The sequence below is a fragment of the Chitinophaga sp. genome, assembly GCF_017745275.1.
GTDB lineage: Bacteria > Bacteroidota > Bacteroidia > Chitinophagales > Chitinophagaceae > Chitinophaga.
In genome coordinates, this window is record NZ_JAGHZS010000012.1 from 1 (window position 1) to 26499 (window position 26499).

The following is a 26499-nucleotide window of genomic DNA, read 5'->3' on the forward strand; positions in this document are numbered from 1 at the left end:
CGCTCTGGTCAATCGCTTCAATAGCTTTTTGCTTTCTGCTTTCAGCTTTCTGCTATTTGTCGTAGGTTTGTTGTATAATACAAATAAACTTCCTGGCACATTGGAAAATCTTGCGGTAAAGAAAGTATTCGATTTTAGTTTATTACGGCGCATATTCTCGTTCGCAGCCCCCTACAAACGCTCCTTCTACATATCCATGGTATTAACGGTTGTTTTAGCCGCTATATCTCCATTACGCCCTTACCTGATACAGGTAACAGTGGATAAATACATCGCTAACCAGTTAATGCAGATGTTGCTGCTGGTAACAGTTGTACAGGTGGGATTACTGATACTGGAAACTATTGTGCGCTTTTTCTTTTCTTATCTGACTAACTGGCTGGGACAGTCGGTGGTAAAAGATTTGCGGGTAACTGTGTATAAGAAGATTGTACACTTAAACCTGGCATTCTTCGATAAAACCCCCATTGGTACACTCACCACCCGCACCATCAATGATATTGAAGCTATTAATGATGTTTTTTCAGAAGGGATTATCTCTATTGTAGCGGATTTATTGATGATAGTGGCTATACTGGTGGTAATGTTTATGGAAGACTGGCGTCTGACCCTGATAAGCTTGTCGCCCTTCCCGATATTGATTTTTGCGACTTATATTTTTAAAGAAAGTGTAAATAAATCCTTTTACCGGGTGCGTAACGCCGTTGCTGCCCTCAACGCCTTTGTACAGGAACATCTTACCGGTATGGTGGTAGTACAGGCCTTTACAGGAGAGAAAAGGGAGTTTGCCCGCTTTAAGCACATCAACAAAGAACATCGTAAAGCGAATATAGACGCCATTTTTGCCTATTCCGTATTTTTCCCGGTAGTGGAAATCATCCTGGCTATTTCGCTGGGCTTAATGGTATGGTGGGGCGCCAATAAAGTATTAAACTACGAAGTAACGCAGGGCGTCATGATCGCCTTTATTATGTACCTGAATATGCTGTTCAGGCCGCTGCGTATGCTGGCAGATAAGTTCAACACGCTGCAAATGGGAATGGTGGCCAGTGAGCGCGTTTTCAAAGTGTTGGATAACCAGGATTATATCCCGGATACTGGTCAGCAGCGGGCAGACAATATGAAAGGTGCGATCACTTTTGATAATGTTTGCTTTGCGTATGTAGATGACCGTTACGTACTGAAGAATGTCAGCTTTCATGCGAATCCCGGCGACACCGTTGCCATTGTGGGACATACCGGTTCCGGCAAAACTACCATCATCAGTATCCTGAACCGACTATACGAAATTCAGCGGGGAAGCATCAAAATTGATGGAATTGATCTGCCGTCGTATTCCCTGGAATCGTTACGCAGCAAAATAGGCGTGGTATTACAGGATGTATTCCTGTTTGCCGGATCTATTTATGATAATATTACCCTGCATAACAGCAATATCACCCGCGAACAGGTGGAGAGTGCGGCTAAGCTCATTGGCATCCACGATTTCATTATGCAATTGCCCGGTGGTTACAACTACCAGGTGATGGAGCGGGGTAGTACCTTGTCTCTCGGCCAGCGGCAGCTGATATCCTTTGTACGTGCCCTCCTGTATAATCCGGCGATCCTGGTGCTGGACGAAGCCACCTCTTCAGTAGATACGGAATCTGAAATGATGATCCAGCAAGCGATCGATAAGCTCATCGCTGACCGTACCGCGATTATTATTGCACACCGGTTGTCGACTATCAGCAAGGCAGACAAGATTATTGTGCTGGATAAAGGAGAGATCAAAGAAATGGGAACCCATGAAGAATTGTTAAGACTGGAAGGGTTTTACTATAAACTGCATAGTATGCAGTTCAACGTAAGTAAAGTATAAAGGTATACATCATAAATAGGATATAACTGCGATAAATTTATTTGTACATTTATTGCAGTTAAATCCTATACCTGATGAAAAGAGTTGTTAACGCTATTCTTATCCTGTTACTGTGCCCCACTTTGTTGTTTGCAGGCGATTATGAAAAGGCCTGGGAAGCGATTCACAGAAACGATCTGAAACTGGCTGTCACGTATTTACAAAAAGTCATTAAATCCAACGGACCACAGAAGAACAGTGCTATTAGTACGCTGATCTTCATACAAACCGGCACCGGCTATGCCGATGAATTTTCTACCACCTACTTTAATCCGCTGACCAATTTTATTAATCCGGCACCTTATGTATATGCGTTGTGGTTTAATGGGTCCATGCTGGGTGAGTATGGAGCCAAAGCCGGTACACAGTTGGAAAACCTGGATCGTATTATTGCTGATACGGTGAACTTTAACGGTTCGCTAAGGGCTGCTGCCAGGTACTTTAAGGCGTATCACTATACCACCAGCAATCAGAGCAACCTTGCCAAAGCCTTGTACCCGCAAATGGGGGCATTGGAAGAATGGGCATATGTAGGGCCCTTTGATAATATTATGGGTAGTGGTTTTGACAAAGACTATGGGCCGGTTAATCAGCCAAATGGGAAAAGTTTTATATCCAGTAATAACGCACCCGTGAATTGGTATGTACCCCTGGTGACTACCCGGCAAGGCTGGAATTTTGTAGGCTCTTCCTTCTCTGCCAGTAGCGCTGTTGGTTATCTTCAGACTTTTGTGAAGTCGCCCGCAGATATGGAAGCATTGGTAGGTTTGGCTGGTAATGGCACCCTGAAGCTATGGATAAATGATAAACTGATCATCAGCCAGCCGGAAGAACAACTGACCGAGCTGGATTGGTGGAAAGCCAAAGTGCGCCTGAATAAAGGCTACAACCGTGTGCTGGTGCAACTGGGTTACACAGAAAGTAATACCACTCCTCATTTTATAGTGCGGTTAACGGACAACCAATATAACCCGGTTGCCGGCCTTACATCCAAGGCAGCGCCGGAGCCTTATCACCCGGATTTATCTCAAACGGAAGTAGTGACTGTCGGACATTTTGCGGAGGAGTACTTTAAAAAGGAATGTGCATTGCATCCAACAGATCCGGCATTGGCTGTATTACTCAGCAGGGTGTACATCCGCAACGAAGCCTGGGATAAAGCAAAGGCAGTGATGTACGACTGGCAGAAGAAATATCCGAAAGATATGCTGCTGCAGAGTTGCTATATCGATTGTCTCTCCAACGAAAATGACCGCACAGAAATAGCAGAAAAGCTGGAAACAGTGAAAATGCTCACACCGGATAATTACTGGATTTTAGGTGGCAAAGTGACTAAGCTGGAGGAGGAAAAGAATTATACAGAAGCCATGGATGTGCTTAACCAGATGATTGCTATTCATGGAGAACATCGTTTTACTACCTATCGGAAATTACAACTGTTATTGTCGCAGGAAAAAATAGATAGCGCGGTGCAGTTGTTGAAGTTTGCCTATGAAAAATATCCGTTTTCTTCCGATATCGTGCAAGCTATGTATCTGTATGAAAGTAAGGTGAATAATGATCCGGCTAAAGCATTAGCGGTATTGGAGAAATTTTGCGAGAAAAGGTCGCTTTATGACATGCAGGGAGTTTTGGCCGATGAGTATCTCAACCAGGGAAAAACAGCGGCAGCGCTGGAAGTGATGCATAAAATGAAAAACATGTCGGAGTTTGATACAAGAGCGTATAACAGGCTTATCAAGTTTTATTATGGCCGGCAGGAATATGATTCAGCCATGCGTTATCTGCGTATTGTGCATCAGATAAGCCCGTACAGTCATGGCCCATTTGGGGATATGGCCAATTGTTTCCTTCAGCAAAAGCAAACTGATTCTGCCATCCATTACTATAAGCAGGCATTGACCATGTATGCCGGTGGGTTTGGTTATCGCGAAAAAGTGCGCACACTGGAAAATAAACCAGCTATGGATAAGTATTTTCCGGTGCTGGATTATTACAAAGAGATCACTGCCGCGTTGAAAGCTCCCCGTGACTCATCCCAGTCTTACGCGTACGTTTTTGATGAAAAGAATGTGATCATTTACCCGGAGGGTGCAGGGGAACAAACCATTAATACTGCTATCTGTATTAATAACAAAAAAGGTATTTCCCGCTGGAAGGAAATTTCTATTCCCTACAATACTGTGTACCAGGATGTGATGATTGTGAAGGCAGAAGTGATTAAAGCCAATGGTTCTAAAATACCCGCGGAAACCAATAATAATGAGATTGTATTTACCAAGCTGGATGAGGGAGATGTGATTTATTTCAATTACAAGGTTAACAGTTATGGGCGCGGGCGTTTGGGTAGAGAGTATTGGGACAAGGTGTATTTTTCTTCTTATGTGCCTAAGCATATTTGCAGTTATAATGTGTTGATATCAGACAGTATTCCGTTGTATTATGAATATGCAAAAGGGGGGAATACAAAGCCTAAGATCAGCCAGTATGAGCAGTTTAAGATGTACAGTTGGAGGGAGGAAAATATCCCGGCGTTGCGCAATGAATCTTATATGCCTAGTGTGAATGATATCGGTAAAGTATTGCACGTGTCTACCGTGAAAGACTGGGATGTGATAGGGGAGTGGTACAGTGATATTACGCGGGTACAGTCGAAGGAAGACTTCGAGATTAACAAGGCGTGGAAAGAAATTTTCCCGGCAGGTGTGGAGAAACTGGATGACGTTACCAAAGCCAGAAGGATATACGAATACATAGAAAAGAATATTGCTTATAGTTCAGTATCATTCCGCCAGGGTGCTTATGTACCGCAGCGTGCGGGTAAAACGCTGGTAACGCGCCTGGGCGATTGCAAGGATTTATCCACCCTGTTCCTGGCGTTTGCGCGGAAGTCGGGGCTGGACGCTAACCTGATACTGGTGAGTACCCAGGACTATGGGGAGCATAATATGCAGTTGCCTTCTATGGACTTTAACCACTGCATTGTACGGTATAAAGCAGGCGGTGTGTACCGGTACCTGGAATTAACAGATAATGCCTTACCATTTAGCTCATTGTCTTCAGCGCTGGCAGGTGCGCAGATACTGAATATCCCTTACAATTATAAAGCGGGTGAGAAGATAAGTGTATTGTCTGGTGCTACCTTTGCACCTAAGTCTGTTTACCGCCGCCTGCAGGTAGATTTAACCGGCAGCGATCAGCGGATTATTTCTGAATGTGCCTACAGTGGAGAGCTGGCTTCGCATATCAGGCATACTTATCAGCATAAAACGGCAGAAGAAACCAGGGATGCGGTGCAACAGAATATTAGCGGTATGTTTAAGAACCAGGTGGTATTGGATACTTTTTCTTTCCGCAATTTGGATAACCTGGAAGATACGGTGTGGCTGCGTGTTACGTTTACGGTGAAAAATGATGTGATCAATGTAGGTGATTTCAGTATGATTAAGCCTGCATTTATGGACATTGTAGCTACGGCAGATATTTTTACGCCAGAGGCGCGTGTGCATCCTTTCCTGTATGGGGATTATGAAAATACGGATGATTACAGTACGGAGATCCGTATCCGGTTGCCGGCAGGTAAGCAGTTTGACCAGGTGCCGGGTAATGCCAGTTTACAGTTGGATGAGATGAGTTATGTGCTGGGATTCAAAAAGGAGGGAGATGACCAGTTAGTGATTAACCGGCATTTTAAAACCAATTGTAATAAGACAGTGGCGCCGGAGGCCTTTAAGCAACTGGAAACATTTTTCAATGGGATTATAAAAGCGGAGCAAAAGTATGTTTCGTTTAAATAGTGGGATAGGGGATCTGGTTGGTCAATGAAGATGACCAGGAGGTATCCATCTTTCTAAAAATTATAAAGGGCAATGACTGTGAAATTATTTTACGTAACCAACTTGCCATGGTTACGGGGAATGAATCACAGGATTGCCCTTTTGTTATTTATATATGTTATTATTATAATAATATCGGTGCTTCGGAGGATTAGTAGCGGCCGAAAAAAGATTCAACAAATAGTGAAAATAGTAATATGAATTACTTTAGCGGACCGTTCATTTTAACGGTCTTTTTTTATCAAAAAAAATGATATTTTTTTACCTGCAAGGGGCTGGTTATCAATATAATTAGAATATATCGGTCTTTTTTTTCGTAGTCGCTTAATTTTGAAGATAAAAACGAGTATCTTTGCGCAAAATTTCAGAAAACGGTGATTTCTTTCAATTGGTTCAAACATAGAATGGTAGCACTTGTGATGGTTTTAGGCCTTCACGGTATTAGTAATTTTTCCTTTGCACAGGACAGTCATCATGAGAAAGCAGCGGTGGAAGCCCCTGCTAACAGTGGGGATAGTGAGTCAAAAGAGGCTGAACCTAAGAAATTGGATATTAAGGAAACTATTTTCGGCCACGTAAAAGATGCGCATGACTGGCATTTGTTCGAGCTGGGCGAAACGCATGTAACTATTCCGTTGCCTGTGATCATCCATAATCCTGCACGTGGAACTTCTGTATTTATGTCTTCCGCTTTCCATCACGGTCATGAGTCGCATGATGGATACCGTTTGGTAACTGAGCATTACCGTGCTGAAAAGGGGCTGGATGCTGCCAAATATCCAAGTGGCGATATCATCGCAGTGGATGGCAATGATAATCCTACTGGTGAGAAAATTTATGATTTGTCTATCACCAAGAATATCACTTCCATGCTCATTGCCGCTATTCTGCTGGTGGTGATTATGCTGAATGTAGCAAAATCTTATAAAGAGCGTGGTTCCAAGAAAGCGCCTAAAGGTTTCCAAAGCCTGCTGGAGCCGGTAATTATATTTATGCGTGATGAGGTGGTAAAGCCAAATATTCCCGGTAAAGGCGCTGCTAAGTTTACGCCATTTATTCTGACTGTATTCTTTTTCATCCTGATCAACAACTTATTAGGTCTGATACCTGGTTCTGCGAACGTAACCGGTAACCTGGCCGTAACTGCTGCACTGGCTATTATCAGCTTTATCGCTATTATGCTGGGCAGTAATAAGCATTTCTGGGGTCACATCTTTAATCCTCCGGTACCAATGGGTGTAAAAATCATCCTGGTTCCAGTGGAGCTGATTGGCGTATTCACTAAGCCAGTATCCCTGATGATCCGGTTGTTTGCCAACATCCTGGCGGGTCACATCATTATCCTGAGCATTATCTGCCTGATATTTATATTTGGTGCTATGAGCCCGATCGCTGGTTTTGGTTTTATGCCAATCACCATCTTGTTCAATCTCGTTATGATGATGCTGGAGTTGCTGGTAGCGTTTATCCAGGCGTTTATCTTTGCCAACCTGACAGCCGTATTTATTGGCCAGGCGATGGAAGGTTCACATGATGATGCGCATGCAGCACATCACTAAGCTGACAGCAATAGCTGATAGCTTCCAATTTTAGAAATAACTTTTTTAATAATTCAAATACATATTCATTATGGCACTTTTGTCTATTTTATTGCAGGCTGCTGCTGCATCTGGTCTGGCTAAAGCTGGTGGTGCTGTTGGTGCTGGTATCGCTGCTATCGCGGCTGGTATTGGTGTTGGTAACATCGGTAAGAGCGCTCTGGAGTCTATCGCTCGTCAACCAGAAGCTGCTAACGACATCCGTGCAAACATGATCCTGGCTGCTGCGCTGGTTGAGGGTGTTGCCCTCTTCGGTGTAATCGCTGGTCTGTTGGCGGTAGTTATGTAAGCCGAAACTTTTTACTGCATCCGGCGCACAGGGCAATGGATGCAGTAATCTTTTATGCCAATTTTGAAATTAGTTAGTATCAATATAACAACAATAATAAAATTCTAATTATATGGATCTGTTACAACCCGGGTTAGGCTTGTTTCTTTTTTCATTTATCATTTTCGTTATCGTTTTCCTGGTCCTGAAGAAATTTGCCTGGACTCCCATCCTGGCTACTTTGAAGGAGAGAGAAGATTCCATCACTGATTCCATTACTACAGCAGAAAGAGTGAAGGAAGAGATGGCACAGATGAAAGCAGAACATGAGCATGTGCTGGCAGAAGCGAAAGCTGAAAGAAGTAAGATCCTGAAAGAAGCAAAAGACGCGAAAGATCTGATCATCAGCGAAGCTAAAGCACAGGCCCAGGCAGAAGCTAAAAAGATCATCGCTGAAGCTTACACCGCTATCGAAAACCAGAAAATGGCTGCGTTAACGGATGTTAAGAACCAGGTAGGTAACCTCGTTATTGAAGTAGCAGAGAAAGTGTTGAGAAGAGAACTGGCTGATAAAACAGCACAGGAAGGTTACGTGAAACAACTGGCAGGAGAAATCAAATTAAATTAAGAGATTAACTTTTGACCTTTGGCAGTACTGCTGAAGATTGGAAGCTAAAAGCTAAAAGCTATATGCAGAATCCCCGTTTAGCATCCCGGTATGCAAAATCATTGATAGATCTGGCACAGGAACTGAACCAGCTCGAAGCGGTGCATACTGACATGTTGTTTTTACAACAGGTGATGAAAAGCAATCCTGATGTGGTGAGTTTGCTGAAAAGCCCGATCATTAAGGCTGATAAAAAGCAAAAAATATTAACCGCTATCCTGGATGGCCGTGTAAGCACTACTACCATTTCCTTTATTAACCTGTTGGTAAATAAAGGTCGTGAAAGTGCACTGGCTGAAATGGCCACTGAGTTTGCCCGTCAATACATGACGCTGAAAAATATCAGCCCGGTTAAAATCACTACTGCTGTTGCACTGGACAACGCCACACTGGATGTTATTAAACAAAAGATCGCCAGCGAAACGCCACAACAGATTCAACTGGAAACATCTGTGAATCCTGACCTGATTGGTGGTTTCGTTCTGGAAGCAAACGATCAGCTGTTTGATGCGTCTATCCTGCGTGATCTGAAAGACATCAAACAACAGTTTAACAAGAACATTTACGTATCTGACATACGTTAATCAATACAGCAGCCGCTGCGTACACGCAAAGCTGTTGTCGTTATACTAAATTTCTTTAACGACTTTTTTTTAAAATCATAATTATGGTTGATATTAAACCTGATGAAATTTCGGCGATATTACGCCAGCAGTTGAGCAACTTCAATGCTTCTGCCGACCTGGAAGAGGTAGGTACTGTATTGTCGGTGGGTGATGGTATTGCCCGCATTTACGGTTTGGGTAACGTAGGTTACGGTGAACTGGTTGAATTCAGCAACGGCGTTAAAGCTATTGCACTGAACCTGGAAGAAGATAACGTGGGTGTGGTATTGATGGGTCAGTCAGCAGGTATTAAAGAAGGTGATAAAGTACGTCGTACCAAACAAATCGCATCCATTAAAGTGGGTGAGGGTGTAGTTGGTCGCGTTATCAATACACTGGGTGAACCGGTAGATGGTAAAGGCCCATTGAAAGGTGAACTGTACGAAATGCCACTGGAGCGTAAAGCACCAGGAGTATTGTACCGTGAGCCAGTAAAAGAACCACTGCAAACAGGTGTAAAAGCAATTGATGCGATGATCCCTGTAGGTCGTGGTCAGCGTGAGCTGGTAATTGGTGACCGTCAAACAGGTAAAACAGCTATCTGTATTGATACCATCATCAACCAGAAAGAATTTTATGAAGCAGGTAAACCTGTTTATTGCATATACGTAGCGATTGGCCAGAAAGCATCTACTGTTGCCGGTGTAATGAAAACATTACAGGAAGCAGGTGCAATGGCTTACACTACTATCGTTGCTGCGAACGCTGCTGATCCGGCTCCGTTGCAGTTCTACGCTCCATTTGCGGGTGCTGCTATCGGTGAATTCTTCCGTGACTCAGGTCGTCCTGCCCTGATCGTTTATGATGATCTGTCTAAACAGGCGGTGGCTTACCGTGAGGTATCCCTGTTGCTGAAACGTCCTCCTGGTCGTGAAGCTTATCCTGGTGACGTATTCTACCTGCATAGCCGTTTGCTCGAGCGTGCTGCGAAAATCATCAGCAACGACGAAATCGCAAAACAGATGAACGACTTACCTGAGTCTATCAGGCACCTGGTAAAAGGTGGTGGTTCCCTGACTGCATTGCCTATCATCGAAACACAGGCAAGTGACGTATCTGCTTACATCCCTACCAACGTAATCTCCATCACCGATGGTCAGATCTTCCTGGAAGGTAACCTGTTCAACGCCGGTATCCGTCCTGCGATCAACGTAGGTATCTCTGTAAGCCGCGTAGGTGGTAACGCTCAGATCAAATCCATGAAGAAAGTATCTGGTACCCTGAAACTCGATCAGGCACAATACCGCGAAATGGAAGCCTTCTCCAAATTCGGTGGTGACCTGGATGCTGCTACCAAGGCAGTTATCGACAAAGGTGCCCGTAACGTGGAAATCCTGAAACAAGCTCAGTTTAGCCCGTATGCCGTAGAAAAGCAAGTAGCTATGATCTACCTGGGTACCAACGGTCTGCTGCGCGACGTGCCTGTTAAACAAGTTCGTGCTTTCGAAGAAGCGTTCCTGAATGAAATGCAGGTACGTTTACCAGAAGTACTGGCTGAGTTCAAAAAAGGTAACCTGCCAGAAGATGGTATCAAGAAAATGGTTACTTTGGCCAACGAACTGAAACCAAGATTCGCATAATAACGTTCTATCGCATTATAAAAAAAGCACCCTTTGCTGAGAAGCAAAGGGTGCTTTTTTTATAGGTATTATGTACGATTTTGATATAAAATAATATTTATATAATTGATAACAAATCTTTTAAAAAAGAAAATATAAGAGCATTGCTCTTTATATGGACAGTCCGCTATACATTTGTCACATAACACATATCTACAAACCAGGACAATATTCCCATATTCGCCGCATAATCTTTCCCAACAGGGTTGTTCATAGCCACCACCTACCTTAAGAGTAATATCACCAAAAATTGTATCCGTAGTTCGCCTGTTTAGATTGGCTCTTATTCTATTATTTCTTTTAATTCATTTCAGAAAACTCCGATACGCTTGTCTGAACCCCGAGGACAACAGTGGGATGAAAGGTGTTTGTTCAGCAATGGTCTGAGACGCAAAACGCTTGTATGAAAAGATTTTTTACGCTTTGTTCAGTGGCATTATTTTCCCTGCTCCCTATTCTATATTGTCAAGCGGAAGGTAGTAAAGATATATATCCGGCAGGTGCTTTGGGGAACCGTGCCTATATGACCAGTTCTTCTACAGCTACCAGCGCACTGATTGGGAATATCTACAACCCCGGCAGAATGTTCGTGTATGCGAAGGTGGGAGAAGTAATTTATGTTGGTTCCAGTGCACAAGGTATTGGTACTGGTACCACCAGGTTGACGGCACCTAACGGGAACGCCTATAACACCAGCAATTCCACTACTGTAGGACGTATTAATAATCGTGCGGAGGAGCTATTGGGGCCTTCTGCCCTCGCAGTAGGGGGCTACAACGGATATTCGCGAACTGTGCAGACTGGAGAGCAAGGAATATGGACTATAGAATTTGATCCTCCCAATACATCAGCTACGGCATTAGGGAATGGGTTTAGTCCGCCGGCAGCCAATGCCGCCTGGACTATCGCCAATCAGACTGCGGTAAGTACTTTAGCACTGATTGTAGCATGGGATGTCACGGTGGCCAGCGTAGGAATACCACAATCCGGCCGCACTTTCCTCAATATATTTACTGGTAATGCCGGTACTGCCAGTTCAGCTTTTTATGGTAAATTCAATGTACTCACCAAAGATGGATTCACTTATACTGCGGCCAGCAATGGCATACAGCCATTTCTCTTTGCTTTTTTTGTAAATAATAAAGGTACCCGCGATAGGGCTACCGGGGTACCCGTATATAAAAGTGTAGACCTTAATTCTGTTGTTTCAGCCAATGGTGCCTATTCCTTCCATAACCCTACATTGCCGGATGATGCTACCAACATCACTCAGAAATTATTTTATAACACACCAGATAATACACTACCCGCCAACGCTCCCGTTTGGGTAAATGGCGCAGCTTCCACTACCTGGTTAATCAGTACACCTGTTACACCAGTGGTGTCCCAGGTATTTTTTACAGGCCGGGAAGGTACACCAGGTCGCGCCGGTACACCTCCACTAAACGGAGGTTATGTACATTTCACAGCTAACCAGAACGGTAACTTTAAAATATCAATAGATGTCAATAATAACGGGAGTACCAATGATCCCATAGACCGGATTATTACAGGGTCTTCTGTGGCAGGAGACAATGCTATTTTATGGGACGGAAAAGATGGGCTGGGCACCGATGTAGCTAATGGCGCTAATATCAATATTTCTGTTGTCCTCTATTCAGGAGAGGTACATTTCCCCTATATGGATGTGGAGAATAATGCTAACGGTATTATTATTACCCGCACCAATGGCTCCAACGCCCCTGACCCTACCGTATACTGGAATGATCAATTGCTGGGGAGTGGCAGCGGGGCCCCTGTTCCCGTGAATGCATCGGCGAGCCCGGGCATAAACAGCACTACTAACGGGCATAAATATACGAACAGCTATGGCGATAATAGCTTACTGGATACCTGGGCATATATTTTTAGCGCACCGCAAACAGCCAGTGTAATAGTAAAACAATATCAGGCGGACCTGGAAGTAGTCAACAACATTCCTGCGCTGACAGCTATTTGTGCCGGTCACCTAATTACTTATACTACCACGATAAGAAATAATGGGCCAGACTCAGCTAACGGCGCACGTTACAGCTTTACCTTTCCGTCACAGTTTACACCGGTCAATGTTACCAGCACCGGAAATGGTATTATCGTGTCTGGTGGGTTTTCCGGCAATGCATATACAGCCGTGCTTAACCTGGCCAATGGAGCAGTAGTTAACTACAGCTTTACGGGTACCATCACCGATGTGCCGGCAGGCGGAAACCTGGTCACCAAATCCAGTGTGATGCGTCCGCCGGATGTAACCGATCCAGATGCTACCAGCATTGCCAGTGGTAATCCAACCGATCCCGATGTGGAATGTAATGGCGCCCCTTCCGGAGCGGGATGTAATAATATTAAAACCAGCAGCATTCCTGTTTCCCCGGCTATCACTAATAACACCATTAGTGCGGCGCAGTCTGTTTGCATTGGTAATACTCCGGCTCCCCTTACCGGCAGTACTATTGCAGGCACCCCACAATACCTGTGGCAGTCCAGTATAGTCAGTGGTACGGCTGGTTTCATATCTGCTACCGGGACTAATAACGGTAAAGACTATACGCCCGCAGTGTTGTCTCAATCTACCTGGTATAGAAGGATTGTTAATGCTGGTAGTTGCAGCGATACCAGTGCTGCTATTATGATTACCATTAATCCATTATTGACACCGGGCGCGGTTGCAGGTAACCAAAGCTTTTGTAATAGTGGAGATCCGGTGATGTTCACACAAACTGTTGCGGCAACCGGAGGAAATGGTACCTATACATATCGTTGGCAATCCTCATTGGATAATATTTCCTTTAATGATATTTTTGGTGCGACACAAGCCACTTATGATGCGCCGGTAGTTTCACAGACAACCTATTTTCGTCGTATTGTGAGCAGTGGTAGTTCCGGCTGCGCCGACATGATCAGTGATACCCTGACTGTGCAGATCAATACTACGCCTACTACAGCTAATGCCGGCAGCGATCAAAACCTGTGTAATGTTACCTCGGCAACTTTGTCAGGCAATACTCCGGCAAATGGCAATGGTGCCTGGCAGCAAACAGGAGGCCCTGTTACTGCTGTGATAGCAGATACTACCTTGCCTGGTACAAGCATCAGTGGATTAACCAACGGAATTTTTACGTTTGTCTGGACTATCCGGAATGGCAATTGTCCACCATCTAAAGATACCGTTGTTATAAATGTAAGCTCACTTCCAACCGTGGCTAATGCCGGTCCCGATCAACCATTGTGTAATGTGACCAGCGCTGTACTCGCTGGCAACACACCCACCGCAGGAACGGGCCAGTGGTCACAGATAGCAGGACCTAATACGGCTTCTTTTGTGGACGCCACGCAACCCAATACAGCTGTGCAGAACCTGCAGCCTGGTACCTATTCGCTGGTATGGACTATCAGCAGCGGCCCATGCGCACCTTCGGCAGATACCATGCAGCTAATCATTTCTGCTGCGCCTGCAACCGCTAATGCGGGCCCGGATCAGACGAAGTATAACAACGGCGAATTCACCATCAGTGGTAATACGCCTTCCAGTGGACAAGGCACCTGGGCAGTGGTGAGCGGCAATGCGGTAATTGGCAGTACTACCACACCAGCTACTACGGCTACACTGCAACCCAATACCACCGCTACACTCACGTGGACGATTACCAGCGGTAACTGTCCGCCCAGTATTGATACCATTGTTTTGACTTACACTTCCCAGGCAGATCTGAAAGTGACGAAATCTGATGCGGGCAATACCTACAAAACCAATAGCCCATTAACTTACACCATCACCATCGAAAACGCAGGCCCATCAGATATCTACGGATTTACCCTGAAAGATACACTCCCTGCCCTGATGACCAGCGCCTCCTGGACTTCTGCAGTTACTGGTACCAATGTGGCTTTACGCCCACTCTCAGGCGCGGGTAATATCATTACCGCCAATGGAGATATTCCTTTTGCAGCAGGTAATAAAATAGTGATTACAGTAACCGGCACCGTAGCAGCCAACGCTATTGGTGGTAATGTAATTACTAATACGGCTACTGTTAGCAATCCTTCCGGCTTGCCGGATCCGGTGCCCGGAAATAATATTTCTACTGTAACCGGCGCGGTGCCTAACAACCCGCCTGTAGCAGTAGATGACAACTATACCACTATCCGCGATGTGCCGGTGAGCGGTAATGTGTTGACCAACGACAGCGATCCGGAAAATCAGCCTATAACGGTGTCGGCTACCCTGATACAATCACCTGCCTCCGGCAGCGTGATACAAAATGCTGACGGCACCTTTACTTATACGCCAGTACCGGGTTTTGTGGGTACAGATACTTATATCTACCAGGTGTGTGACAACCAGGGGGCCTGCTCCCAGGCCACAGTAACGATTACTGTGACGAAAGGGATGGCGCATCTTACCATTGCTAAAATTGCAACGCCGGCTACTGCCAGCGCCGGAGGGCCACTGACTTACACACTGACAGTGACTAATAATGGTCCATCTACTATTTTAAGTTCAGAAACGTTTTCGGTAGTAGATACCTTGCCGGTTGGGTTTATTGCCAGCAGCTATACGCCATCAGCGGGAAGTTATAACAATGGCAACTGGACCGGTGTAACGCTGAAGCCTGGCGCTTCTGTAACATTAACCATCGCTGGAAATGTGGCCTCATCTTTTGCCGGCGCCAGTCTCACTAATACGGCCAGTGCTACGCCGCCATCAGCCATTCCTGATTCTACTCCAGCCACTACTACCCTGGTAACCCCTGTTACCAAAGCAGTAGAAGTGGTGGTGACAAAAACAGATAATACCACTACGTACGTTCCGGGAACTACTACGCAGTATAAGATCACAGTTGTGAATAAAGGCCCGGCTGATCTTATAAACGCTACCTTCCAGGATCCTTTGCCGGCCGGTATTACCACCGCATCCTGGACCGCCGTAACCCCGGGTGGCGGACAGGCAAACGCCTCCGGTAACGGGGCTATTAATGAGACAATTAGTCTCCCGTCAGGAAGCACAATCGTATATACTTTAACGATAACTATTCCATCCAATTATACCGGTTCGTTAACCAACACGGCCAGCATAGTGGTACCATCCGGATATAATAATATTAATCCTTCAGGTAATAGTGCTACGGATACGGATACACCGAATCCACAGTTTAGCCTGGAAATAGATAAAAGTGGTCCTGCCAGTGCAGTGGCGGGTACATCGTTGAGCTACGATGTGATAATAGTGAACAATGGCCCTTCTGATCTTACCGGCGCTGCCGTGTTGGATCATTTGCCGGTAACGCTTCAAAATCCGGTATGGACTGTAACAACTACCGGTAGCGCCACTGCTTCCGTTAGCAGCGGTACCGGAGATGTTAGCTTCACTGCTGGTATTGTTGCTGGCGTTGGTAATAAAATCACTATCCATATCACCGGTACTATAAATCCGGGAGCCACAGGTACGCTGACAAATACCGCCAGCATTACTCCTCCGGGATCGCCGACATTATTTTCCAATACGGTGAATACTGTGATAGAGCGTTCCACTGGTATTACGCTGGTAAAACAAGGACCATCTGCCGGTCATGTAACAGCAGGACAGCCCATCAGTTACCAACTGAAGCTCACCAATGCGGGTCCATCTAATGCGGTGGGTATTGTATTGTCAGATGTGGTACCACCGGCTATTACAAATGTTAGTTGGGTGGTGAGTACTGCTGGCACTGCTGAAGTAGCTGCAGGTAGTGCCAGCAGCGGCACCGGAAATAATATTTCCACTACCGTAAATATACCTGCCGGGTTGGCAAATGTGGTTACCCTGCAAATCAATGGTACAGTTAGTTCTGCGGCTACGGATACCTTATTAAATACTGCCACAGCCAGGTTAGCCGGAGACACGACTGTTACAGCATTTAACAAAACGATAGTTGAGAACAAACCCGGCTTACAGGTTGTAAAAGCAGGTCCTGCTACTGCAGATGCCGGAACGAATATTACTTACACGATTACGGTGAATAATAGCGGTCCATCAAATGCGGTAAATGCAGTGATCTCAGATGTAGTAGGGCCAACCACGATGACCAACGTCACCTGGACAGCCACCGCTGCCGGCAATGCAGTGATTAACAGCGGTGCTAACGGTAACGGCAATACGTTATCAGTGAATGTAAACATTCCAGCCGGAAGCAGTAATAGTGTGACCATTGTGGTGCAGGGCACTATTCTTTCCGGAGCTGCCGGCGATATCCGTAATACAGCAACCGTAGCGGTAAACGGACAACAGCCGGTGATGTCAAACGAAGTAATTACACAGATTACCAACCGCGCCGGTCTTGTAGTAACGAAAACGGGGCCTGTTACGGCCACTGCTGGTGGATCGGCCTCATATCTCCTGAAAATTACCAATACAGGTCCTTCTGATGCCTTAAATGCAGTACTGCTGGATACATTAGGCAGTATGCTGCAGAATCCTGGTATTACTACGTTGTCGCACGGAAATGCTTCGGTAACATCTTCCCAAATCACCAATCGCATTGCACAGGTGGTAGGCAATATCCCTGCGGGAGATAGCAATTCCATTGATGTGATTATACAGGCTAAAATAGATCCTTCATTTGTTGGGCAGATAAGGAACCAGGGATTCATTAGCACGAATAATGGGCCAGTTGTAAGTTCCAATGCAGTGATCACCGATGTGGCTAACAAACCTATTTTAACGATCACGAAAGCAGGTAAGGATACTGCTGTTGCAGGACAATCGTTAAATTATACCATATCTGTTGGCAATACCGGTTTATCCGATGCTGTAAATGTGAATATATTGGATGCTGTACCGGCAGGTTTGTCGAATGTGAGCTGGACAACATCATTGATGAATGGCGCTACTATTGCCAGTGGTGCTACCGGCACTGGTAGCAATATTAATGTTACGGGCAATATCCCGGCAGGTAAGCAGGCATCTATCACCATCAATGTATCCGGAACAATAACGCCTTCTTTCACCGGCGACCTCTCTAACTTTGCCACTGCGGCAGTCAACGGAGACACGCCAATACCATCAGATACCGTAGTTACCCATGTAGTCAGCAAGCCGGCGTTGCAAATCACCAAATCAGGACCAGGTAATGTTTCTGCCGGTGGTTTTATCCGGTATACTCTACAGATCACCAATAGTGGCCCTTCAGATGCTGTGAATGTAAATATTGCTGATCCTGTAAATGGAGTGATACAAGCTACCAATTGGTTAACGTCTGTGAGTGGCGGTGCAAGCATCAGCAGCGGCGCAACGGGCAATGGAAATAACGTAGCTATTGTGGCGAATATACCAGCAGGTACAGGTAGTATCACTGTTTATGTAGATGGAACTGTGAATGCTGGTGCTGCTGGAACGGTCAATAACACGGCTACTGCTACGGTGACCGGAATGCCTCCTGTCAGCGCTTCCTCATCTGCCGTGGTGACTAATGATCCGTTGATCAGTATCAGCAAAACGGGCCCCGCCCAGGCCAATGCAGGCGAAACGATCAGCTATACGCTGGTAGTAACCAACTATGGAAAATCAAACGCAAAAAATGTAATTATTAGTGACCTGGTGCCATCACAATTAACCAATGTAAGCTGGTCTACTACCACCGCTGGTAGTATCAATGTGAATACCGGTGGTACGGGCACCGGCAATAATGTGGCTGTGCTGGCTGATGTAGATGCCGGTACGCAAAATCATTTATTCGTTACCGTTACCGGAACCATTGCACCCGACTTTACAGGTACATTTATCAATAGCTCCCGCGCTATAGTAAATCACAGGGACACCTCCCGAAGCGATACTGTTACCACAATTGTAGCTGGCAAGCCAGGAATACAACTTGTGAAAACATCGCCAGATACGGTAGCTGCCGGAGGTATTATTACTTACACCATTACTGCTACTAATATAGGACCATCTGATGCGCCACTGGTAACGATTACAGATGCGTTGCCTGTTTTCATTAAAAATGTGAACTGGTCGGCAGTAGCTGCTGGCCGAGCCACCGTACAAGTAGGAGGTGGTACGGGCAATAATGTAGGCGTGCAGGGTAGTATTCCTGCTGGCGCCGGTAATATGATTACCTTAACCATCACCGGTACAGTAGATCCTGCATTTACCGGAGACCTTAACAATGTGGCGTTGGCAACACCGGGTACACTACCGCCTATTTCCTCCAACACTACGGTTACGCATGTAGTGAAGAAAATAGCGCTGGCGCTTTCTAAATCCGGTCCTTCCCAGGAAGCTGCCGGAGAGGATATTATTTATCTGCTGAGGTTAAGCAATAACGGGCCTTCAGATGCACCGGGCGTTCAGTTCTTTGATACCATTCCTGCTGCCATTAAGAACGTTACATGGACAGCCGTTAAAACCGGCAATGCCGTTGTGCTTACCGGCGCAACCGGTACGGGTAACCAGGTGGTGGTAACCGGTGATATTCCGGCAGGAGCAGCTAACAATAACATCGTTATCCTTGTGAAAGGGGTGATCGATCCGGCATATACCGGTGCATCATTGCGGAACATTGCGTATGCATCTTCCCCAGACCAACCTATACCGGTAATGGATACTGCCACCACCCGTGTGGTGAAACAGTCGTTACTGAAACTCAGTAAGAGCGGTCCTTCGGTGTTGTTTGCCGGCGACCCGATTACTTACACCATTCACCTGCAAAATGGCGGCCCTTCTGACGCGGTGAATGTGCAGATTAATGATATCATTGATCCTGCTATCCTAAATCCATCCTGGAAGGCGATAGCTACTGGTGTTGGCACCAGCGTCAGCGATACGGGTAGTTTAGGCAACATTAGTTTGAATGGCAATATACCTGCAGGCGCCGGTCATAGTATTGATATAACGGTAACGGGTATATTAAATCCAGATTATACCGGGGATAGTATTGTCAACAGCGCCGTAGCGACACTTGCCGGACAGGTTCCGGTGGCATCTACCGTGAATACTCAGGTACTGCGCCGGGCTAACCTGAGAATTGTGAAGAGCGGCCCGGGTAGCGCTGCTGCCGGTGAAAAAATTAATTATACCATCACGGTCAATAACCTTGGCCCTTCTAATGTAACGGGGCTCACGATTACAGATATTATTCCTGCCAGCCTGCTGCAACCGGTATGGACTGCTACTGCAGCAGGTACAGGCAGCTCTGTATCTGCCAGCAATGGTACAGGCAATATTAATCTCACCGGCAACTTGCCGGTAGGCACCGGTAACAGTATTACCATCACTGTAAATGGTATTATTGATCCGTCTGCGACCGATAGCAGCTTCCTCGTTAATACTGCATCGGTAGCACCACCTCCTGACTTTGAAAATACGAACCCGGTTAATGCCACTGCTGTTACCCTGGTTCGTAAACAGGCAGACCTGGTGATTGTGAAATCCGGTCCGGCGAATATTGCAGCAGGACAAAATATCAGCTATCAATTGCTGGTCACTAACCGGGGTATTTCAGATGTTACCCATGCGCTGATCAGTGATGCGGTACCTGCCGGCGTGGCTATTACCAATGTTACAGCGACTACTACCGGCAATGCCAGCGCCGGTACAGCAGTTGTCAACGGTAATAATATTACGCTGACAGGCGATATCGTTGCTGGTATCGGCAACAGCATTATAGTAAAGATTGATGGAACGGTAAATCCGGCGGCTACCGGTACTATCACTAATACTGCTACTGTTGCACCTCCTGCAGATGTGAAAGAAATGAATCCGGCTAACAATACCAGTTCTATCAGTACCATCATATCTACCAACCTCGGACTGCAGGTATCCAAATCAGGACCTGCCAGTGTGAATATATTAGATCAAATCACGTATACCATTGTATTAACAAATAGTGGTGTTTCCGATGCCAGTGAAGTAACCGTAACAGACGTCGTGCCGGCAGACATTACCGGGGTAACCTGGACAGCTACCGCAACTGGTAATGCAGGTGTGTTATCCGCGGCTAACGGAAGTGGCAACAATATTAACCTCAGTGCAAGGGTAGGAGGTAGTAACTCTGGTACTGTCACTATCACTGTTACTGGTACTGTTAGCGCCACCGCCGCTGCTACTATTACCAACACAGTAACCGCCACCGCTCTTGGCAGCAGCTCCAGCACGGTAGTGACGTCTGTGAATAATTCGGTGGATTTGCGTATCAATAAAACAGCACCTACCAACATCGTAGCAGGTGAAGAAATAACTTATGTGGTGACGGTTACCAACGGAGGCCCTGCTGATGCAATAGGCGCAGCCATTACGGACGCCATGCCGGCTGCAGCAGATGTGCAGCATGTAACCTGGACAGCCACTGCTACTGGTGGTGCCAATGTTACGCCTACCAGTGGTACCGGTGATGCAGGTATTTTCCTGGCAGCTGATATTCCGGCCAATACTGGTGTGGTGACCATTACTATAAAAGGTACCGTGAACCCGGCAGCCAGCGGAGTATTGGACAATGCAGCGTCTACTGTTCCCGGCTTTGGACAAACGGATCCAACTCCTGCACAGGTATTAGTAAGTACAAATGTGACTACTGTACCGGGCTTGTCTGTAGTGAAATCAGGACCTGCACAGGTAATTGCCGGCGATACCATGAGCTATACGTTGCAAATACATAATAGCGGACCTTCAGATGCCACTGGTGTTACTATTAAAGATACCATACCAGGCGCCGTAACAGGTATCACCTGGTCGGCTGCTGCCACCAATGCTACCATTACAGATCCCGGTACGGGCACAGGTAATATAGTAGCCATTGTGGGAGATATCCCAGCCGGCGGTTCTGTTACCGTACACATAGCAGGTAAAACAGCTCCTGCTTTTGAAGGGTTCATGATCAATCATGCTGTAGTGAGTGGTAACGGGCAAACCGTGGTCAGCAACGATGTACGCACGCTGGTGCAGAATAAGCCTGGTCTTACTATCCGTAAGTCAGGACCGGCCAGGGCCGCCGCCGGTGCGCAGATTTCCTATGCTATTGCCATTGCCAACAACGGATTATCTGCTGCCAATGGTATTACTGTGTCTGATCTCTTACCTCCAAATCTGAAGAACCCCGTATGGTCGGCTGCAGCAGGTGGCAGTGCCGCTATCGTTGGTGGAAATATTAGTAATCATCCGGGAGATGTGAGCTTCAAGGCTAATGTACCGGCCGGAAGTGGCAACACGATTGTAGTAAACATCAGCGGTACTATCGATGCTGCCGCTATCGGCAGCTTAACCAATGTGGCTACAGCAACCCTGGCTAATGGCACGCCTACTGCCGATACAGTGGTTACACAGTTAGCTACGCAAACAGGTGTAAGATTGCTGAAAGCAGCGCCAGATAAGGCTACTGCAGGAACTACCATTACCTATACCCTGGATGTATATAACGATGGTCCATCAAATGCAGTAAACGTGAATGTGGCAGATGTAATACCTGCACAGTTAAAAGACAGCAAATGGTCTGCTACTGCCGCCGGTGCCGCAGTGGTACATGGAGGCAACCTGCAGCAGCAACCAGGCAACGTAGCGTTCACCGCTGATATTCCAGCCGGTAGCAGTAACGCAGTGCATGTGGTGATCACCGGTGTTATACAGGCTGATTATACAGGTGCAGTAAATAACCAGGCTACGGCTACGGCAGGAGGCGTGAATTATCTTTCCAATAATGTAGTAACACAAGTGGTGAGCAAGCCGGGATTACGTATTGTTAAGTCAGGTCCTTCCACAGGCGTAGCGGGTGGAGCTATCAGTTATAATATCATCTTAACCAATGAAGGCCCATCAGACGCCGCCAATATCAAAATAGCCGATATACTGCCTGCACAGGTACAGCAACCGGTTTGGTCTGCTACAGCGGCCGGCAACGCTGTTATTACCGGCGGCAATGTTACGAATCAGACCGGCGATGTAAGCCTGGTGGCGAGCGTTCCTGCCGGTGCAGCAAATCGTATAGTGGTTAACGTTAGTGGAACTATAATGCCTTCTTTCACTGGTAATATTACGAACATCGCCAGTTATTCACTGGATGGCAATAGTGTGAATACACCACCAGTCATCACAGAGGTTATCCAGGAAGTGAAAGTGAAAGTGAGCAAATCAGCGCCGGACACCATTGCTGCCGGTGGTAAAATCAACTACACCTTACTGGTGACCAACGAGGGATTGTCTGATGTGAATAATATAGTGATCAACGACCTGGTACCTGCTGCCATTCAACAGGTGAGCTGGAATGCTGTGGCCACAGGTGCTACGATTAACGGTACCAATAGTGGAACAGGTAATACTATCAGCGTCAACGCCAGCATACCTGCTGGTCCGCAACGGAATGTGCTGATCAATATCAGCGGTGTGGTAGCATCGTCTGCTACCGGTATTGTAGAAAATAAGGTAACCGTGAACGAGGGTGCAAAAGTAGTAGCCGGTGATTCGGTGGATACGCATGTTACTAATAAATCAGGTATACAATTTACCAAGTCGGGACCGCGCACTGCTGTTGCGGGAAGTGCTATTAATTATACCATCATACTAGGTAATAACGGTCCTTCTGACCTGGTAAATGCAAAGGTGGCCGACCTGGTACCTGTACAGGTAGAAAATGTTACCTGGAATATTACCACAACAGGCACTGCTACATTGGCCACGGGCACACCTGTTTCCGGTACAGGTAACCAGGTTGCATTCACTGCGAATGTACCGGCGGGTACAGGTAATGAAATTAAAGTGTTGATCTCAGGTACCGTAGCTCCGGGCTTCGTGGGTAATATCACTAATACTGCGCAGGTTACTGATAATGGTAACGTTTATACGTCGAATGTTAAAACCACTGTGCAGAATTCTGCGTTGCTGACGATTGAGAAAATAGGCCCCGATACAGTGAGTGCAGGAAGTAGTATCAGTTACCTCATTACAGCTACCAACCAGGGGCCATCCGATGGTAGTGGTATTAGCATTACAGACCTGGTACCAGTGGGAATTACCAATGTTAGTTGGACAGCAACTACTTTTGGTAGTGCGCAAATCACCGGACCGCTTTCCGGCACTGGTAATAATATCACCGTTAACGGCAACATCCCGGCAGGTATAACCAATAAAATACAGATTGTGGTGGATGGGCTGGTGCCACCAGATGCTATAGCAGAATCTATAACAAATACAGCTACACTCAGGAAGCCGGATACTACCACAATTAGTAGCACAGTGAATACGAAGATTCGTCAGCTTACGGCACTGACTATACATAAAGTGGCGCCGGCGACTGCAAATGCAGGGGATAGTTTGCGCTATAATATTACGGTAGCTAACAATGGCCCATCTGATGCCAGGAATATACAAATCACAGACCTGGTAAGCGATACGCTTACAGGGGTAAGATGGGTGGCCACTACTACCGGCAATGCACAAATTATTGGCGCTGCACAGGGAACCGGGAATACAGTGTCATTGCGCGCAAACATTGGCGCTGATGCAGCGAATGCCATCCAGGTAATGGTGGTAGGTAAGATTAATCCTGACTTTGTGGGTAAGATTACCAACAATGCAACCGCTACTGATGCGGCCGGAAAAGTGAACAGTGCGGCGGCCAGTACTATAGTAGGTAGCAAGCCATCGTTGCATATTACAAAAACCAGCGTGGGTAGTGTGAATGCAGGCGATACTATTCGTTACCTCATCACCGCTGCCAATGATGGACCTTCCAATGCTGCAGGGGTATCCATTACAGATAATGTACCTGCTGCTATTACTAATGTAACCTGGACAGCTACCGCGAATGGCACATCTCAGGTAATTGGTACATCCAGCGGCAGTGGTAACAGTATACTGGTGCATGGTAATATTGATGCGGGTGTGGGCAACACGATCGTAGTTAATATTATGGGTGTGGTGCCTGCAAATGCTACAGTGGCTTCACTCTCCAACATTGCGATACTGAATGACTCTATTCCAAGTGACTCCGTGATCACTCATGTAACGAAGAAACCGAATGTACATGTGGTGAAACAGGCAGCAGCAACGGCTATTGCAGGCGATAGCCTCCGTTATACGATCACTGTTACCAACGACGGCCCATCTGATGCCAGTGGTGTGAAGATCAGTGATATTGTTTCTGATACGCTCAGTGGTGTTAACTGGACAGCCACAACAACAGGCGCAGCGCAGATTACAGGCAGCAGCAGTGGTACAGGTAATGTAGCGCTGGCTGGTAATATTGCGGCCGGTACTGGTAACGCCATTAGCATACAGATAGCAGGTAAGATCAATCCGGACTTCACGGGTACTATCACGAATACAGCCAGTGCTACAGATGCAAATAACAATACCACCACTGGTACTGCTACTACGCAGGTAACCGGTAAATCAGCGTTAAGCATTACTAAAACCGGTAGTACAAGCGTGAAAGCCGGTGAGGTTATTCATTATGTAGTGGTAGCGACTAATGCGGGCCCTTCAACGGCTACCGGCATAAGTATTACTGACCTCGTACCAGCCACAATAACTAACGTAACCTGGACTGCCGTAGCCAATGGGACTTCTCAGTTAATTGGTCCGGCCACTGGCAGCGGCAACAGCGTGTCTGTGAAAGGTAACCTGGCGGCAGGTAATAGTAATACCATACAAGTGAATATCGATGGTATTATTCCTGCAGATGTTACCATTACATCCGTATCCAATACCGCAACACTCAATCCGGGAACAGGTACGTCCATTCCGTCAGCACCGGTAGTCACCACCGTGGTGCCTGCAGTGAAAACACTTGATCTCTCTATTACCAAATCAGGCCCGGCTGCTTTGTTTGTGAATGATTCCATTACTTACGAACTCAATGCACAAAATGCTGGTCCTGCTGCGGGTGACGGTGCGGTGATTACAGATATCCTGCCAGTGGGTATAGAAGGGGCTTACGCCGTGGTGACATCACTTACTGGTGGTGCTGCCAACGTGCAGCTCACTAACGCAGGAAATGTAGTGAAAGCGGCTATCGGCAGCTTCCCGGCCGGGGCTGGTATCCGGATCATAATACGTGGTAAGGTAACCAGCACAGCATCGTTGCGTAACCAGGCAGTAATTGCTGCACCGGATGGAATAGTGGATAGTCGTCCGGAAAACAATACCAGCGCCTCCGTAATTACAGTCATTAACCAGGTGGCCATGGCGGATCTCCAGGTGCAGAAAGAGCTGCTGAATACTACGCCATTGCGGGTAGGGGGTAAGGCGGAATTTGCGATTACGCTGAACAATGCCGGACCAGTTACGACTACCGGTATCTCCGTACGTGATACCCTGAACAGTAACCTGGAAATAGTGAATGGATTCGATGCCAGTATAGGTACCATTAATTACGATCCAAATACCAGGATCATCATATGGACACTGGATAGCCTGCGACTCACGCAAACGGCTACACTGAAATATACGGCAAGGGTTACCAATACCGGTGTGGTCGCTAACCGCGCTACCGCTACTGCACAGGTGACGGATCCAAACCCTGCCAACAATTCCGCCAGCAGTAAGGAAATGACCATAACAGGCGATGATATTCTTATTCCAAATGTTATCACACCAAATGGAGATGGTAAGAATGATAAGCTCGTCATTATCGGTGTTACCAGGTATCCAAATTCTTCCTTATTTATCTATAACCGTTGGGGTAATATGGTATTCCAGTCGAAAAATTATCAGAATAACTGGGATGGAAATGGGCTGAATGAGGGTACTTATTATTATATCCTCAAACTAAATACACCTAATGGAGAAAGGTCCTATAAAGGATGGATTGAGTTATTGAGATAAGTAACGCGTCAATTGTTTTTTGCTATGAATAAGGATCGTCCCGCCGGGTTGGCGGGACGATTCCTGTTTAAGATCTCTCTTATAGAATTTTTGGTTTATAAAATAAACTAGTTTACATTT

General features: G+C 46.3%; 8 protein-coding genes. All 8 read left to right on the forward strand.

The window, feature by feature from the left end; all coding sequences use genetic code 11:
* Positions 1-4: 4 nt before the first annotated feature.
* The 8 genes from J7623_RS29880 (at position 5) to J7623_RS29915 (ending at position 26379) form a co-directional block, all read left to right on the forward strand.
* A complete protein-coding gene (locus tag J7623_RS29880; protein ID WP_291928814.1) occupies positions 5-1861 on the forward strand; it encodes an ABC transporter ATP-binding protein in 1857 nt (618 codons plus the stop codon).
* Positions 1862-1935: 74 nt separating this feature from the next.
* Entirely contained in the window at positions 1936-5697 is a 3762-nt protein-coding gene (locus J7623_RS29885) for a DUF3857 domain-containing protein (protein ID WP_291928424.1), read from the forward strand.
* A gap of 443 nt (positions 5698-6140) precedes the next feature.
* Entirely contained in the window at positions 6141-7295 is a 1155-nt protein-coding gene (atpB, locus tag J7623_RS29890; protein ID WP_291928427.1) for a F0F1 ATP synthase subunit A, read from the forward strand.
* Between the two features lie 70 nt (positions 7296-7365).
* Positions 7366-7623 carry an ATP synthase F0 subunit C gene (atpE, locus tag J7623_RS29895; protein WP_089758700.1) on the forward strand — a complete coding sequence of 86 codons (258 nt, stop codon included), beginning with the start codon at positions 7366-7368 and terminating at the stop codon, positions 7621-7623.
* Positions 7624-7735: 112 nt separating this feature from the next.
* Positions 7736-8230: a F0F1 ATP synthase subunit B gene (gene atpF, locus J7623_RS29900; protein WP_291928438.1), complete on the forward strand. Its 495-nt coding sequence runs from the start codon at positions 7736-7738 to the stop codon at positions 8228-8230.
* Positions 8231-8292: 62 nt separating this feature from the next.
* Positions 8293-8853: an ATP synthase F1 subunit delta gene (gene atpH, locus J7623_RS29905; RefSeq protein WP_291928441.1), complete on the forward strand. Its 561-nt coding sequence runs from the start codon at positions 8293-8295 to the stop codon at positions 8851-8853.
* Between the two features lie 83 nt (positions 8854-8936).
* The gene (gene atpA, locus J7623_RS29910; protein WP_291928443.1) at positions 8937-10514 is read left to right on the forward strand and encodes a F0F1 ATP synthase subunit alpha; all 1578 of its coding nucleotides are present in this window, start codon (positions 8937-8939) and stop codon (positions 10512-10514) included.
* A 442-nt stretch (positions 10515-10956) separates the two neighbouring features.
* Positions 10957-26379, forward strand: coding sequence for a gliding motility-associated C-terminal domain-containing protein (locus J7623_RS29915; RefSeq protein ID WP_291928446.1), 15423 nt, complete (start codon positions 10957-10959; stop codon positions 26377-26379).
* The last annotated feature ends 120 nt before the right edge of the window (positions 26380-26499 follow it).